This is a genomic window from Photobacterium sp. DA100 (assembly GCF_029223585.1).
Classification (GTDB): domain Bacteria; phylum Pseudomonadota; class Gammaproteobacteria; order Enterobacterales; family Vibrionaceae; genus Photobacterium.
In genome coordinates, this window is sequence record NZ_CP119423.1 from 458611 (window position 1) to 474675 (window position 16065).

Annotated in this window: 14 protein-coding genes; 7 read left to right on the forward strand and 7 right to left on the reverse strand. The window is 52.2% G+C overall.

Going from position 1 to position 16065, the window contains the following annotated elements:
• Positions 1-118: 118 nt before the first annotated feature.
• The 4 genes from gshB to metK all read right to left on the reverse strand — a co-directional run bounded on the left by gshB (position 119) and on the right by metK (position 3866).
• Positions 119-1066: a glutathione synthase gene (gene gshB / locus PTW35_RS02340; protein WP_039459699.1), complete on the reverse strand. Its 948-nt coding sequence runs from the start codon at positions 1064-1066 to the stop codon at positions 119-121.
• Between the two features lie 33 nt (positions 1067-1099).
• The gene (rsmE, locus tag PTW35_RS02345) at positions 1100-1831 is read right to left on the reverse strand and encodes a 16S rRNA (uracil(1498)-N(3))-methyltransferase (protein ID WP_281026388.1); all 732 of its coding nucleotides are present in this window, start codon (positions 1829-1831) and stop codon (positions 1100-1102) included.
• 120 nt (positions 1832-1951) lie between these two features.
• Positions 1952-2458, reverse strand: a complete 507-nt coding sequence (locus tag PTW35_RS02350; protein WP_281026389.1) for a SprT family zinc-dependent metalloprotease — start codon at positions 2456-2458, stop codon at positions 1952-1954.
• Positions 2459-2711: 253 nt separating this feature from the next.
• Entirely contained in the window at positions 2712-3866 is a 1155-nt protein-coding gene (gene metK, locus PTW35_RS02355; RefSeq protein WP_281026390.1) for a methionine adenosyltransferase, read from the reverse strand.
• 408 nt (positions 3867-4274) lie between these two features.
• On the opposite strand from metK, the gene tkt reads away from it, so the two are divergent.
• The 5 genes from tkt to mscS all read left to right on the forward strand — a co-directional run bounded on the left by tkt (position 4275) and on the right by mscS (position 11256).
• Complete coding sequence (gene tkt, locus PTW35_RS02360; protein WP_281026391.1) at positions 4275-6269, forward strand: transketolase; 1995 nt, start codon at positions 4275-4277, stop codon at positions 6267-6269.
• Positions 6270-6543: 274 nt separating this feature from the next.
• The gene (gene epd, locus PTW35_RS02365) at positions 6544-7584 is read left to right on the forward strand and encodes an erythrose-4-phosphate dehydrogenase (protein WP_281026392.1); all 1041 of its coding nucleotides are present in this window, start codon (positions 6544-6546) and stop codon (positions 7582-7584) included.
• Positions 7585-7670: 86 nt separating this feature from the next.
• Positions 7671-8834, forward strand: coding sequence for a phosphoglycerate kinase (locus PTW35_RS02370; RefSeq protein WP_281026393.1), 1164 nt, complete (start codon positions 7671-7673; stop codon positions 8832-8834).
• Between the two features lie 146 nt (positions 8835-8980).
• Positions 8981-10057, forward strand: a complete 1077-nt coding sequence (gene fbaA / locus PTW35_RS02375; RefSeq protein ID WP_281026394.1) for a class II fructose-bisphosphate aldolase — start codon at positions 8981-8983, stop codon at positions 10055-10057.
• A 275-nt stretch (positions 10058-10332) separates the two neighbouring features.
• A complete protein-coding gene (gene mscS / locus PTW35_RS02380) occupies positions 10333-11256 on the forward strand; it encodes a small-conductance mechanosensitive channel MscS (protein ID WP_281026395.1) in 924 nt (307 codons plus the stop codon).
• A gap of 43 nt (positions 11257-11299) precedes the next feature.
• On the opposite strand, the gene PTW35_RS02385 is transcribed toward mscS, so the two are convergent.
• Together PTW35_RS02385 and PTW35_RS02390 are read right to left on the reverse strand one after the other, a co-directional pair.
• The gene (locus PTW35_RS02385) at positions 11300-11815 is read right to left on the reverse strand and encodes a YbaK/EbsC family protein (protein ID WP_281026396.1); all 516 of its coding nucleotides are present in this window, start codon (positions 11813-11815) and stop codon (positions 11300-11302) included.
• Positions 11805-12437 carry a LysE/ArgO family amino acid transporter gene (locus PTW35_RS02390; RefSeq protein ID WP_281026397.1) on the reverse strand — a complete coding sequence of 211 codons (633 nt, stop codon included), beginning with the start codon at positions 12435-12437 and terminating at the stop codon, positions 11805-11807. The genes PTW35_RS02385 and PTW35_RS02390 overlap by 11 nt, the downstream gene beginning before the upstream one ends.
• A 177-nt stretch (positions 12438-12614) precedes the next feature.
• On the opposite strand from PTW35_RS02390, the gene PTW35_RS02395 reads away from it, so the two are divergent.
• Positions 12615-13511 (forward strand): LysR family transcriptional regulator ArgP, encoded by an 897-nt coding sequence (locus PTW35_RS02395; protein ID WP_281026398.1) that lies wholly within the window; start codon positions 12615-12617, stop codon positions 13509-13511.
• A 103-nt stretch (positions 13512-13614) separates the two neighbouring features.
• On the forward strand, positions 13615-14313 hold the full coding sequence (locus PTW35_RS02400; RefSeq protein WP_281026399.1) for an oxidative stress defense protein: 699 nt from the start codon (positions 13615-13617) through the stop codon (positions 14311-14313).
• A 259-nt stretch (positions 14314-14572) separates the two neighbouring features.
• Here PTW35_RS02400 and serA read toward each other — a convergent pair whose 3' ends face one another.
• Entirely contained in the window at positions 14573-15802 is a 1230-nt protein-coding gene (gene serA, locus PTW35_RS02405) for a phosphoglycerate dehydrogenase (protein WP_281026400.1), read from the reverse strand.
• Between the last annotated feature and the right edge of the window lie 263 nt (positions 15803-16065).

The window sequence follows — 16065 nt, forward strand, 5'->3', positions numbered from 1 at the left end:
CTTACAGTATGCCGACTAATTAACAGAATTGGTATTAATGGGAGAGGATTTTGAAAATTAATGCAACCCCATCAATGCCGCATCGGAGGGGCATTGAGGGGTGCGTCGTTTTGCAATATTACGCGTTGATGCGTCGCTCGATAGCATCCATCAGCTTGCCGGTGATCGAGATATCAAACGCCGCCTCGATTTCGCGGATACAGGTCGGGCTGGTGACATTGATTTCAGTGAGCTTGTCGCCGATCACATCAAGACCAACGAAGATCAGGCCTTTCTCCTTCAGTACCGGAGCGACTGTTTCTGCGATCTTGCGGTCGGTTTCGCTGATAGGGCGGGCTTCGCCCCGGCCGCCAGCGGCCAGGTTGCCACGGGTTTCCCCTTTGGCCGGAATTCGTGCCAGGCAGTAAGGCATCGGCTCGCCGTCCACCACCAGGATGCGCTTGTCACCGTTGCTGATATCTGGCACGAAAGTCTGTGCCATGCAGAAGTTCTGGCCGTGGTTGGTCAGGGTTTCGATGATCACCGAGACGTTCGGATCGCCCTTCATGACACGGAAGATCGACGAGCCGCCCATGCCGTCGAGCGGCTTGAGGATCACATCGCCGTGCTTTTGGTGGAACGCTCTGATCTTGTCTGCACTGCGGGTAACCACGGTAGTTGGGGTCAGATCAGGGAACCAAGCCGTGAACAGTTTCTCGTTGCAGTCTCGCAAGCTTTCTGGCTTGTTGACGATCAGCGCGCCTTCATCTTCGGCGCGCTCGAGGATGTAAGTGGCATAAATATATTCGGTGTCGAAAGGCGGATCTTTACGCATCAATACGGCGTCAAGATCGGACAGCGCGATCTCCTGCTCGTTATGGAACTCGAACCAGCCGGTAGGATCTTCTTTCAGGCTAACGACACGGGTACGGGCCATGGCTTTGCCTTGTTCCAGTGACAGGTCGTTCATTTCCATATAGTGGATTTCCCAACCACGGCGCTGGGCTTCCAGCATCATGGCAAAGCTGGAGTCTTTTTTGATGTTGATAGACTCGATAGGGTCCATCACGATACCCAGTTTGATCATTGCTTTCTCCTAATTATTTCCCTTGGGTGAGCGTTAGCCTAGATCGCCGAAGCGGACTTGCAGGGCTGTGATTGCTGTCATCGCGGCAGTCTCGGTACGGAGAACACGCGGGCCAAGCAGGATTTCGTCGAATTTGTACTGTTCGGTCATGCTGATCTCTTCAGCAGACAGGCCGCCTTCCGGACCAATCAGCAGCCGGACCTTGCTGACAGGTGCCGGCAGGGTGTTGATCGAGTAGTTGGCACGCGGGTGCAGGTTGAGCTTGAGGCCATCGTATTGCTCGGCGCACCAGTCCTCCAGTTTCATGATCGGGCGAATTTCCGGTACCGTGTTGCGACCACACTGCTCGCAGGCGCTGATGGCGATCTTCTGCCACTGCTGAAGTTTTTTCTCGAAACGCTCAGCATTCAGTTTTACTCCGCAACGCTCTGAAATCAGTGGAGTAATGGTGTTGACGCCAAGCTCAACCGATTTCTGGATGGTAAATTCCATCTTCTCACCACGAGAAACCACCTGGCCTAGGTGGATATCCAGCGGGGATTCGACACTGTTCTCAATACGTGCCTGGATCTCCACTTCCACACTTTTCTTGCTGGCATTGGTGATCACTGCCGGGAACTCGGCATTGCTGCCGTCAAAAAGCAGGACTTCCTGGCCGGCCTGCATGCGCATGACACGGCCGACATGGTTGGCGGCCTCTTCGCTGAGCATAACGGTTCCAGAGCCTGGCAATGGTTCTGGGTGGTAAATACGTGGGATTCTCATGGCTATCTTGTAACCCATTGGTTGTAGTCTGGCTGCATTATATCAACTCTCCCGCTGATTGCAGGCGGTTGGTAAATAGATGGACGCTGGATAGACGAAAAACAAGGGCAAGAGGGAAATTTAGCCGCGAGTCGATAATCGCCCTTGCTGCTGGAAGGCCAGTGTGTGCCCGCATTGGCGGCAGCGGTAGTGGGCTTGGCCTCGTTGGACTCTGTTGTGACGGCGAACCGTCATTTGGTGTTCGCCGCACTGGCAGCGGTAGAGGAAGGTCTGGCCCTGTACCGAGCTGACATCGAAGCTGTGGGTGGTGCGCGGCGTAACGCCGAAGACTTCCTGCATAATGACCTGCCACTCCCTGCCGTGCGGGCGAACCTTGCCAAACAGCTTGAACACCACCAGGTGAGCCACTTCGTGCGGCACGACCTCACTGAGGAAGGCCTCTGGGTTCTCTTCCAGCAGCACAGGATTGAAACGGACTTCCCAGCCTTGAAGCCGAGCGCTGCCGGCAATCTTGCCGCGCTGGCTAAAGCGGACTTCGGGCATCGCGAGGCGTTTGTTGAGGCGCCGGTTGGCTTGGTCGATGCATTGCCTCACGCGGTCGATAACTTGGTGTTGCAGGGCGGTCATGGTCTTTCCAAGGCTTGCTGGTGGAGGTGGGGAGTATAGGTGGAAGAGCGGCGGGAGGGAAGAGCGGCCCTAGGCACGGGGCCCTAGGAAAAGCGAAAACGAGGTCCTTGGAAGAGCTTGACATCGATTAGCCAGTAGAAACGCTTTTGGACCCAGGGCCCAGGGCCCAGGGCCCAGGACCCAACTTTAAAAACAAAAAAGGAAGCCGAAGCTTCCTTTTTGCAACCAGACTGTATCTGACAAACTTAGGCGCTTACTTGATGTTAGCGAAGTCGCGTAGGATGTCAGCTTTGTCAGTTTTTTCCCAAGGGAACTCTTCACGACCGAAGTGACCGTATGCCGCAGTCTTCTTGTACATTGGCTTAAGCAGGTCAAGCATTTCGATCAGGCCGTATGGGCGCAGGTCGAAGTGCTGGCGTACCGCTTCAACGATGATGTCGTGCGATACTTTCTCGGTACCGAATGTTTCGATCATGATAGATGTTGGATCAGCAATACCGATTGCGTAAGAAAGCTGGATTTCACAACGGTCAGCCATGCCAGCCGCGATGATGTTCTTCGCTACGTAACGTGCTGCGTAGGCTGCTGAACGGTCAACTTTCGATGGATCTTTACCGGAGAATGCACCGCCACCGTGACGTGCTGCGCCGCCGTAGGTGTCAACGATGATCTTGCGGCCAGTCAGGCCACAGTCACCCATTGGGCCACCGATAACGAAACGGCCGGTCGGGTTGATGAAGTACTTGGTGTCTTTGTTCAGCCACTCAGCAGGCAGTACCGGCTTGATGATTTCTTCCATTACTGCTTCTTGCAGTACAGGTAGTTCGATGCTGTCGCAGTGCTGGGTTGAAAGTACTACCGCATCGATACCAACGATTTTGCCTTGGTCGTAGGCAAACGTCACCTGGCTTTTCGCATCAGGGCGAAGCCAAGGTAGGGCACCGTTCTTACGTACTTTTGCTTGGCGCTCTACCAGGCGGTGAGCGTAAGTAACAGGCGCTGGCATCAGTACGTCAGTTTCGTTGGTCGCGTAACCGAACATGATACCCTGGTCACCGGCACCCAGCTCGCGCGGGTCTTCGCGGTCAACACCCTGGTTGATGTCTGGAGACTGCTTGCCGATTGCGCTCAGTACCGCACAAGAGTTGGCATCGAAGCCCATGTCTGAGTGTACGTAGCCGATTTCACGAACGGTTTCACGGGTTAGCTCTTCGATGTCAACCCAAGCAGAGGTAGTGATTTCACCACCAACCATCACCATACCGGTTTTTACGTAAGTCTCACACGCAACACGTGCTTTCGGATCTTGCTCTAAGATCGCATCCAATACTGCATCTGAAATCTGATCTGCAATTTTATCTGGATGACCTTCTGATACCGACTCAGAAGTAAACAGGTGCTTCGACATGAGCGCTCCCATAAATATATGTGTTAGTTGATGTTGTTGGGCTCTATAACCATGCTTGATGGTCACATACTTGCATACGGATATACGTTTGTATGTATAGAGCTACCTCCGTCTAGACGGCTATAATACCTTTTGTTGGTTGAAAATCAACTTGCAATAAGTAGGGGTACTAAAGCTAAATTCTAAGCAATCGTTTACCCTGTAACGCTTTTATTACAGTTAGTTGCCTCGAGTAACGGTGTGAAGTTGTCATCATTGTCTTGATATAGAACTTATTTTTCTCAGGAAATCGTTTGCAGTTATAGCCCAGTCTTTGCGACAATACCCGCCCGCCGAACTGCGGCTAATCTTAACCATTGACGGTAAGGGTAGCCGAATATTCAACGTCTACGAATTTCTGGAGCAGACATGTCTTCTCGTAAAGATCTTGCTAATGCAATCCGTGCCCTGAGCATGGACGGTGTTCAACAAGCTAACTCTGGCCACCCAGGTGCACCTATGGGTATGGCTGATATCGCTGAAGTACTGTGGCGTGGCCACATGAACCACAACCCACAAAACCCTGAGTGGGCTGACCGCGACCGTTTCATCCTGTCGAACGGCCATGGTTCAATGCTGATTTACTCTCTGCTTCACCTGACTGGCTACGATCTGTCTATCGACGATCTGAAAAACTTCCGCCAGCTACACTCAAAAACACCGGGTCACCCAGAATACGGTTACGCACCGGGTGTTGAAACCACTACTGGCCCTCTAGGCCAGGGCATCACTAACGGTGTGGGTATGGCGATGGCTGAAAAAGCCCTTGCTGCCCAGTTCAACCGTGACGGCCACGACATCGTCGACCACTACACTTACGTGTTCATGGGCGACGGCTGCCTGATGGAAGGTATCTCTCACGAAGCGTGTTCTCTTGCGGGCACCCTAGGCCTTGGCAAATTGATCGCATTCTGGGATGACAACGGCATCTCTATCGACGGTGAGGTTGAAGGCTGGTTCTCTGACGATACGCCTAAGCGTTTCGAAGCCTACGGCTGGCACGTAATCCCAGCAGTAGACGGCCACGATGCAGACGCTATCAACGCGGCTATCGAAGCGGCTAAAGCCGATCCGCGCCCTACGCTGATCTGTACCAAGACTATCATCGGTTTCGGTTCACCAAACAAAGCCGGCTCGCACGACTGTCACGGTGCGCCACTAGGCCACGATGAAATCGCTGCGGCACGCGAGTTCCTGGGTTGGAGCCACGGTCCATTTGAAATCCCAGCAGACATCGCTGCCCAGTGGGATGCGAAAGAAGCGGGTGCTGCCAAAGAAGCGGCTTGGAACGAGAAGTTCGAAGCCTACGCAGCGGCTTACCCTGAACTAGCTGCAGAATACAAGCGCCGCGTAAACGGTGAACTTCCTGCACAGTGGGAAGAAAAAGCGAACGCTATCATCGCTGATCTGCAAGCTAATCCAGCGAACATCGCATCTCGTAAAGCCTCACAGAACGCACTAGAAGCGTTCGGTCAGATGCTACCTGAGTTCATGGGCGGCTCGGCTGACCTAGCACCTTCTAACCTGACTATGTGGTCTGGTTCTAAGTCGCTAGAAGCGAACGACTTCTCTGGTAACTACATCCACTACGGTGTACGTGAGTTCGGCATGACCGCAATCATGAACGGCATCGCGCTACACGGTGGTTTCGTACCATACGGTGCAACGTTCCTAATGTTCATGGAATACGCGCGTAACGCAATGCGTATGGCAGCACTGATGAAAGTGCAGAACATCCAGGTTTACACTCACGACTCTATCGGTCTGGGTGAAGATGGCCCGACTCACCAGCCGGTTGAGCAGATGGCATCTCTGCGCCTGACTCCTAACATGAGCACATGGCGTCCATGTGACCAGGTTGAGTCTGCCGTAGCATGGAAACTGGCTATCGAGCGCAAAGACGGCCCAACGTCTCTGATCTTCTCGCGCCAGAACCTAGCACAGCAGGAGCGCAGCGAAGCACAGGTTGCTGACATCGCGAAGGGTGGCTACATCCTGAAAGATTGCGAAGGCAAGCCAGAGCTTATCTTTATCGCCACCGGTTCTGAAGTGGAGCTAGCGGTAGAAGCGGCTGCCCAGCTAACCGCAGAAGGCAAGAAAGTACGCGTTGTTTCAATGCCATCTACCGATGCATTCGACAAGCAAGACGCGGCATACCGTGAAGCGGTTCTGCCATCAGATGTCACGGCTCGTGTTGCTATCGAAGCGGGTATCGCTGATTTCTGGTACAAGTACGTGGGCTTCAACGGCCGTATCATCGGCATGACGACCTTCGGCGAATCAGCACCTGCAGGTGAGCTATTCAAGATGTTTGGTTTCACCACCGAAAACGTGGTAAACACAGCGAAAGAATTGCTGGCATAAGCCTAGCCTGAATTAAACCGCTGGATGCGCTGCGCAAGGCGATTTATTTCGAAGGATGAAAAAAAGACTCCGTAATGGGGTCTTTTTTTATATGAAATGCGATCCCTGTCACGCCATAAATTGCTGGTAAAGACCAGCATAAATGCAAGGTTTTTAATCTAAGGTTATGAAATATTAGCTTTTTGCTGTCTTGGGTGATTCGGCTCACATTTATGGTGATTATCAGCAAGGCTTGTTATACACTAACGCGGCTTATTAATTTTGTAGCACGGATATGACACTAAAAGTCGCAATTAATGGATTTGGCCGTATTGGTCGCAGTGTGCTTCGCGCACTCTACGAGAGCGGTAAAGATCAGCACATCGACGTCGTGGCGGTCAACGAACTGGCTGAGCCGGAAGCTATGGCTCATCTTCTGCAGTATGACACCAGCCATGGACGTTTCTTCAAGCCTGTCAGCCATGACCAGGAGCACTTGTTTATTGCTCACGAGAACGGCGAGAAGGACAGTATCCGTATTCTCCACCAAAGCGAGATCCACTTGCTGCCCTGGAAGGACCTCGACATCGACATTGTCCTGGACTGTACCGGCATCTTTGGCAGCCGTGCCGACGGCGAAGCCCATATTAACGCGGGCGCCAAGAAAGTGTTGTTTTCCCACCCTGCTGCAAATGATATCGACAATACCATTATCTATGGTGTGAACCATGACTCGCTCAAGCCTGAGCATCATATCGTTTCCAACGGCTCCTGCACCACCAACTGTATTGTCCCTGTTATCAAACTGCTGGATGACGCCTTCGGCATCGAGTCCGGCACCATTACCACGATTCACTCGGCGATGAATGACCAGCAGGTCATCGATGCTTACCATAGCGATTTGCGCCGAACCCGAGCTGCCAGCCAGTCGATTATTCCCGTTGATACTAAACTTCATCTGGGTATTGGTCGTATCTTTCCGAAATTTTCTGACAAATTTGAAGCCATCTCTGTGCGCGTGCCGACAATTAACGTCACCGCGATGGATTTAAGTGTCACTGTAAAAACAAATGTGAAAGTTAATGACGTAAATCAATCACTGGCCGAGGCGTCTCGTTGTACATTAGATGGCATAGTGGATTACACAGAAGCGCCACTTGTCTCAATAGACTTCAATCACGATCCCCATAGCGCGATTGTCGACGGTACCCAGACCCGGGTTAGTAACCAGCACCTTATCAAGCTGTTGGTCTGGTGTGATAACGAATGGGGTTTTGCCAACCGGATGCTGGACACCGCCTTGGCAATGCAGGCTGCCGACCAGGCTGCCAAGTAGTAGATGTAAGAATTATTGGGCTTGGCAGTGACGCTGGGCCGACAAAAACTTTGACTTTAAATTAATCAATGTTGAGAGGACAAACCATGTCTGTAATCAAGATGACTGATCTGGAACTAGCAGGTAAACGCGTATTCATCCGTGCGGACCTAAACGTGCCAGTAAAAGACGGTAAAGTAACTTCTGATGCACGTATCCTTGCATCTCTGCCAACTATCAAGCACTGCCTAGAAGCTGGCGCAAAAGTAATGGTTACTTCTCACCTAGGTCGTCCAACTGAAGGCGAGTACGCGGAAGAGTTCTCTCTACAGCCTGTTGTTAACTACCTAAACGACGCTCTAGACTGCGAAGTTAAGCTAGCAAAAGACTACCTAGACGGTCTTGAGCTAAACACTGGCGAGCTAGTGGTTCTTGAAAACGTTCGCTTCAACAAAGGCGAGAAGAAGAACGAAGAAGAGCTTTCTAAGAAGTACGCGGCACTGTGTGACGTATTCGTAATGGACGCATTCGGTACGGCTCACCGTGCACAGGCGTCTACTCACGGTGTAGGTATGCACGCGCCTGTTGCTTGTGCTGGTCCTCTACTAGCGAACGAGCTAGACGCACTAGGCAAAGCAATGGACAAGCCAGCTCGTCCAATGGTTGCTATCGTTGGTGGTTCTAAGGTTTCAACTAAGCTGACTGTTCTTGAGTCACTATCTAAAGTTGCTGACCAGCTAGTAGTTGGTGGCGGTATCGCTAACACCTTCATCGCGGCTGCTGGCCACAATGTTGGTAAGTCTCTATACGAAGCAGACCTAGTTGACACAGCTAAGAAGCTAATGGACGAGTGTGCAATCCCAGTTGCCACTGACGTAGCGTGTGCAAAAGCATTCGACGAGAATGCAGAAGCTGAAATCAAGCACGTTTCTGAAGTTCAGGACGACGACATGATCTTCGACCTTGGTCCAGAATCAACTGCAGCTCTAGCTGAAATCCTTAAGAACGCTAAGACTATCCTATGGAACGGCCCAGTAGGTGTATTCGAGTTCAAGAACTTCGAAGCAGGTACTGAAGGCATCTCTCGCGCGATCGCTGACTCAGAAGGTTTCTCTGTAGCGGGCGGCGGTGACACCCTAGCAGCTATCGACAAGTTCGGTATCAAGGCTGACGTTTCTTACATCTCTACAGGTGGCGGTGCGTTCCTTGAGTTCGTTGAAGGTAAAGTACTTCCAGCGGTTGCAATGCTAGAAGAGCGTGCTAAAGCTTAAGTAATTCGAGGGCGGGAGCTCTGAACAGCGCTTCCGCACTTAATTGTTTGTGAATAAGGTCATGTTTTTGTAGAATATGGGCGCTTCGCAAACGATTGCACAGATTTATATTTATATAAGACAACAAGGCAAATAGGACTATTGTTATGTCTAAGATCTTCGATTTCGTAAAACCTGGTGTTATTTCTGGCGACGACGTACAGAAAGTATTTGAAGTAGCGAAAGAAAACAAATTCGCTCTTCCAGCGGTTAACGTTGTTAACACTGACTCTGTAAACTCTGTACTAGAAGCTGCTGCTAAAGTTAAAGCACCAGTTGTTGTTCAGTTCTCTAACGGCGGTGCTGCATTCTTCGCTGGTAAAGGCCTGAAACTAGAAGGTCAAGAAGCTCAGATCATGGGTGCTGTTGCTGGTGCGAAATACGTACACGCTGTAGCTGAAGCTTACGGTGTGCCAGTTATCCTTCACACTGACCACGCTGCTAAGAAACTTCTTCCATGGATCGACGGTCTACTAGACGCGGGTGAAGAGTTCTTCGCGCAAACTGGTAAGCCTCTATTCTCTTCTCACATGATCGACCTTTCTGAAGAGTCTCTAGAAGAGAACATCGAAATCTCTGGCCAGTACCTAGAGCGCATGGCTAAGATGGGTATGACTCTTGAGATCGAACTAGGTTGTACTGGTGGTGAAGAAGACGGCGTTGACAACACTGATATGGATCAGTCTGAGCTGTACACTTCTCCTGAAGACGTTGCTTACGCTTACGAGAAACTAAACGCTATCAGCCCACGTTTCACTATCGCTGCCTCTTTCGGTAACGTACACGGTGTATACAAGCCTGGTAACGTTGTTCTAACTCCAACTATCCTACGTGACTCTCAGGCATACTGTGCAGAGAAATTCGGTATCGCACCAAACGCTCTGAACTTCGTATTCCACGGTGGTTCTGGTTCTTCTCAGGAAGAAATCGAAGAGTCAATCGGCTACGGTGTTATCAAAATGAACATCGATACTGATACTCAGTGGGCGACTTGGGACGGTATCCGCCAGTACGAAGCGGCTAACCGTGACTACCTACAGGGCCAGATCGGTAACCCAACTGGCGAAGACGCGCCTAACAAGAAGTACTACGATCCACGCGTATGGCTACGTGCTGGTCAGACTTCAATGATTGATCGTCTTGAGCAGGCATTCAAAGATCTTAACGCTATCGACGTACTATAAGTTACGTTTAGCTTTAAGCTTTGCGAAAAACCCGCTTCGGCGGGTTTTTTTATGCCTGTAGTTATTTGTGATTCACATCAATTTTTTGTTGGTTTTTTTTTAGGCTCAGGAGTATCATCCGGCGCGAAAAAGGGCTTCTAAAGATCCCTCAAATGAATAAATCGCTGTTATAGTAGTGATTGCATAAGTAATTAACATAATTAAGCCTATGATTATTTGTGCTCCCGTGGCCTTTTTTGCGGGAAAGGAAATAACATTTGCAGGATGAGAAAGGTATGAGTGAGAGTAGTGTTACAGATACCGTAGCGGATACCGTCACTGGTGTTGCGGATACGGTGGTGGATACCATCAAGGACAATGAACTAACCACGGGTGTACTCAATGCCGGTACCTGGGTGGCGGATAATCAGGAACTATTGATCCAGTACGGGGTGAACATCCTGTCTGCGCTGGTTATTCTGTTCGTCGGTAATATCATTACCAAGAGCATTGCTAACGGTGTGGCGAAAATGCTGCGCCGCAAGGACATGGATGAAGCGGTCGTTGAGTTCTTGCACTCCCTGGTTCGCTATCTGCTATTTGTTATTGTGCTGATCGCCGCCCTTGGCCGTGTCGGCGTACAGACGGCCTCAGTGGTTGCCGTGATCGGTGCCGCCGGTTTGGCGGTCGGCCTGGCTCTGCAAGGTTCGCTGTCAAACTTTGCTGCAGGTGTACTGATTGTCGCCTTCCGTCCGTTCAAGTCCGGTGACTTTGTCGAGATCGGCGGTGTATCTGGCTCGGTTGAGTCGATTCAGGTGTTCTCGACCATTTTGAATACCCCAGATAACAAGATGGTGGTGGTACCTAACTCATCGGTGATCGGCGGCCCGATCACCAACTATTCGCGCCACAAAACCCGCCGTATTGATTACGTGATTGGCGTCTCGTACAAGTCTGATCTGAAGAAGACCAAAGCGGTGCTGCAGCGCGTTGTTGCTGCCGAAGAGCGGGTTCTTAAAGATCCTGAGCCGACTATTGGTGTCGTGGCACTGGCGGATTCTTCGGTGAACTTTGTCGTCCGTCCGTGGGTCAATACCGCAGACTACTGGGCGGTGTACTTTGATCTGCTGCAGGCGATCAAGGAAGAGCTGGACAAAGAAGGTATCGAGATCCCATTCCCGCAAATGGATGTCCATCTCAATAAGATGCTCGACAAATAACACAAGCAATAAATGGAGCCGCAAGGCTCCATTTTTTATGTCCCTAATCGGATGAGACTTCGGCTTCAGCTGGCAAAGACAACACCCGGTTGGGTAGGGCTGCCAGTAACCGCTCGAGATCGGCGCTGGCAAAAGCAAAGGTCATGTCCGGTTTTCCTGGAGTGAACATCAGCTCCTGGTAGCTGTATACGATGGGGTCGATCAGCAGCGTGATCTCGGCAGGCAAGCCGAACGGACACACCGCACCCGGCGTACAGCCTATGGCAGCAATCATCTCTTCATGGGTGCAGACCGATACCCGCTTGCCCAATATTTGCTTGACCAGCTTGCTGTTGAGCCGGCGGTCACGATGGGTCAGCAGCAGGCAGTGACCGCCTCCTTTGACCTTCATGAACAGGCTCTTGGTCGGTGCGGCTGTCCAGCCGAGTGCCTTGCCGATCCGCTCGTCCGCCTCGAAATCGAGGATCGGCTCGTGCTGCCAGTGCTGGTAGCTGACATTGGTTTGGCTGAACAGGTCAAGGTTAGATTGGTAGATACGCTCTATTTTCTCAGGCTGCATATTGGCTCCATAATCCCTGCGCCAGGTGAGTGGCGATGAAGAACATCATAGCGGCAACGGCCAGATCGATTCCGCGCTTTACCTTGGGTTTTGACAAGGTCGGGCCCAATTTGGCGGCACCCATCGACAGGGTGTAGAACCAGACAAACGAGGCCAGGATGGTACCGATAGCAAACGCCACCCGGTCATTGCCTTCGAACTGGCCGCCGATAGAGCCCAGGATAACCACCGTATCGAGATACATGTGCGGGTTCAATACGGTCACCGCCAGCGCGCCCAGAATCACTGCCCGGCGGCCACGGGCCAGCACCTCTTTGCTTTTTTCTTGCTCGGATGGCTTGCGCAGGGCGCTGCTTAGCGATAGGCAACCGTAAAAAGTTAGAAACAGGATACCGCCGATAGTCACGCTGGTCAGCAGGGTTTGATTGCTTGATAGCAGAGCGCCGCCGCCAAAGATCCCCAGGCTGATAAACAGGGTGTCGAGGATGCTGCAGACGGTTGCGGTCGTGAGGTGGTGGTTACGCTTGATCCCCTGATTGAGTACAAAGGCGTTCTGTGCCCCGATCGGAATAATCATCGACGCGCCGAGTCCAAATCCTTGTAATAACGCCCAAATGCTCATGTTACTGCTTACCTTATCGTTTTGTTTTTATGGCAGCTCCCGTCTCTGGGAGGCCTGTGTGAATGTGATGGCGCAAGCATACTCCTGCCACCATTATTAAGTACAACTAATAAAATTTATGTAATATAAGAGTTTCTAATGAGGTGGTTTTGTGGTCATAAAACGGGGTGAAAAAGGATGCGGGGACTGGATTACCGCTGGATCGAAGCGCTGGATGCGGTGATTTCGCAACGGGGTTTTGAGCGGGCGGCGGAGTATCTGTGTATTACCCAATCGGCGGTATCACAGCGGATCAAGCAGTTGGAAAAGTTGATGGCCCAGCCGATGCTGGTCAGGGAGCAGCCGCCGCGGCCAACGGCGGCAGGGCAGAAAATACTGGGGCTATACCGCCGGGTAAGGCTGCTCGAGCAGGAACTACTGCCCGAGCTGACTCCTGATGACAGTAGCCAGCCACTGTCAGTGTCGATAGCGACCAATGCCGACAGTTTGGCCACCTGGTTGCTGCCGGCGTTAAGTCCACTGCTGCGCTCACGGCGTATCGAACTCAATCTGATGATCGAGGACGAAGCCCGTACCTTGGATAAACTGCGAAGCGGTGAAGTGGTGGGGGCGATCAGTATGGAATCGACCCCGATGCCGGGGTGTGTCGCCGATTATCTGGGAAGGGTGGACTTTCTTTGTGTCGCCAGCCCGTCGTTTGCCGACAAGTATTTTGCCCAAGGGGTGAACCGCGACACCTTGCTGGCCGCACCCGGCGTGGCGTTTGACCATCATGATGATATGCACGAACGCTTTATCCACCAGCACTTCAACCTGCCGTTCGGCAGCGTGATGAAACACACGGTGCGCTCATCGGAGGCGTTTGTCAGGATGGCGGTGGAAGGCATTGCGTATTGCCTGATCCCGCGCATTCAGATCCAGCAGGAACTGGACACGGGAATGCTGGTCAATCTGACTCCCGATATTTTCCTGACCCGGCGAATGTACTGGCATCACTGGGCGCTTGAGAGCGGGGTACTGTCAGAACTGTCCGAGCAGCTGACCCTGTATGCAGGGAATGTCCTGCCCCAATAAAACAATGTACAAAAAAATCACAGTTGAGGGAATTTTTTGCCCTGGCCTGTTGTCATATGGTCAAGCATGAAAAAAACAGACTCGGATAACAGGAATAAGCCAGATGAAAAAACAACTTATCGCAGTGATGTTAGGGTTGGGTTTAATGGGCACCAGTGGTATCGCAGCGGCCTCGGTCAGTGTTCCGCATTTGCAGACAACCGGTAACGGCGAAGTGACGGCCCAGCCGGATATGGCAGTTTTTGCCGTGGCGGTAGAAGAAATCCGTCCCACAGCCAAAGAAGCCAAGCAGGCGGTGGATAAAGCGGTTGAAGCCTTTGTTGCGCGTTTGCTTAAAGAGGGGATAGACCGTAACCAGATCCAGAGCGCGAATATCAGCCTGCATCCACAGTACCGCTACCCGAAAGACAAAGAGCCCGAGCTCAAGGGTTACCGTGCCAGCCGCCATGTGACGGTGACGGTTAATGAGCTGGATAACCTCAATACCTACCTTGACAGCGCGTTGGGTGATGGCATCAACCGTATCAACAACATTGAGCTCAAGGTCAGCAACGAGGATGAGTATCTAGAGCAAGCGCGTCAGGCGGCGATCAAGGATGCCATCGCCAAGGCGGAGTCGCTGGCCAAAGGGTTCGGCGAGTCACTGGACGGGGTATGGCAGATCTCCTACCAGGCCAGCCAGCCGCGCCCGATGATGATGCGCATGGCGATGGACGCCGCGCCGGAGAGTGCGGTGAGCTACCAGGACACCCAGATCACTATCCGCGACCGGGTCGAGGTGGTGTTTAAGCTGGAAGAATAGTTTAAGGATCAAGGAAGATCTGGCCCTCGGACCTAGGAAAAGCGGGAAGAGCGAAAGAACAAGAGCGAAGAGATTGACATTGATTAGCTAAGAGTAAACGTTATTGCAGGACCCAGGACCCAGGACCCAGGACCCAGGACCCAGGACCCAGGACCCAGGACCCAGGACCCAGGACCCAGGACCCAGGACCCAGGACCCAGGACCAAAAACAAAAGGAGAGCCGATGCTCTCCTTTGTCGTTTGTGGTCGCCGCTTGCGCTTAGTGCAGGATACGGGCGCGGATAGTACCGTCGATAGCTTTCAGCTTGGCCAGGGCCTGCTCCGAACGCTCGGTCTCGACATCGATAACCACGTAGCCGATTTCAGGACCGGTCTGCAGGTACTGGGCAGCGATGTTGATCCCTTCAGAGGCAAAGATTGTGGTGATCTGGTTGAGGATCCCCGGGCGGTTTTCGTGGATGTGCAGCAGGCGCGAGCAGTTCTTGTGCTCAGGCAGCGATACTTCAGGGAAGCCAACCGCAGACAGGGTCGAGCCGTTGTCAGAGTATTTCGCCATCTTGCCTGCCACTTCCACGCCGATATTGGCCTGGGCTTCCTGGGTTGACCCCCCGATATGCGGGGTCAGCAATACGTTGTCGAATTTGGTCAGTGGGCTCTCGAACGGATCGTTGTTGGTTTGGGGCTCAACCGGGAACACGTCGATAGCCGCGCCGGCAATATGGTTGCTTTCCAGGGCGCTGCACAGTGAATCGATATCGACCACGGTACCGCGTGCGGCGTTGATGAAGATAGCGCCCGGTTTCATGCGGGCAAACTCCTCGGCCCCCATCATGTCCTGGGTCTCCGGGGTTTCCGGCACGTGGAGGCTGATCACATCGCACTTGTTCAGCAGCTCGGTCATTGATGGTACCTGGGTGGCATTACCCAGCGACAGTTTGTTCTCGATGTCATAGAAGTACACCTTCATGCCGAGGTTTTCCGCCAGGATCCCAAGCTGGGTACCGATATGGCCGTAGCCGATGATCCCGAGGCGCTTGCCGCGGGCCTCGAAAGAATGATCGGCAGACTTCAACCATTCGCCGCGGTGGGCCTTGGCATTTTTTTCCGGGATCCCGCGCAGCAGCAACAGGATTTCCCCCAGTACTAGCTCGGCCACGCTTCGGGTGTTGGAAAATGGCGCGTTGAAGACCGGGATCCCGCGTTTGGCTGCGGCATCAAGGTCAACCTGGTTGGTACCGATACAGAAGCAACCAACCGCGATCAGTTTCGGTGCGGCGTTGAATACTTCTTCGGTCAGTTGGGTACGGGAGCGAATACCCACGAAGTGGGCATCTTCAATGGCGGCAAGCAGCTCGTCACCGGATAGGGAGCCTTTGTGGTATTCGATATTGCTGTAGCCCGCCTGCTGCAGCACTTCAATTGCAGAAGGGTGAACACCTTCTAACAGCAGGATCTTTATTTTGTCTTTTTCCAGTGAAACTTTAGCCATTGATACTCATCCTTAACGCTAGGGCTGAGGGGCTCATGGGAGCCGGGCAGAGGCAGGAAAAGGAAGGAATAGATTTCCTGTGTACGGGCTATCCATGAGCACCACATTCGGTTTGCTTACATGCTGCCAGTTAAGTTACCAAAAAATGACCATAATGGGTAAGAATATTACAGGATTGATAATAAAAAACGGCATATATTATGCCGTTTTGAAAGTGAGTAACGCATAAAGCGCCTTTTTCTGGTCAATCAAGTTGAAAAAGG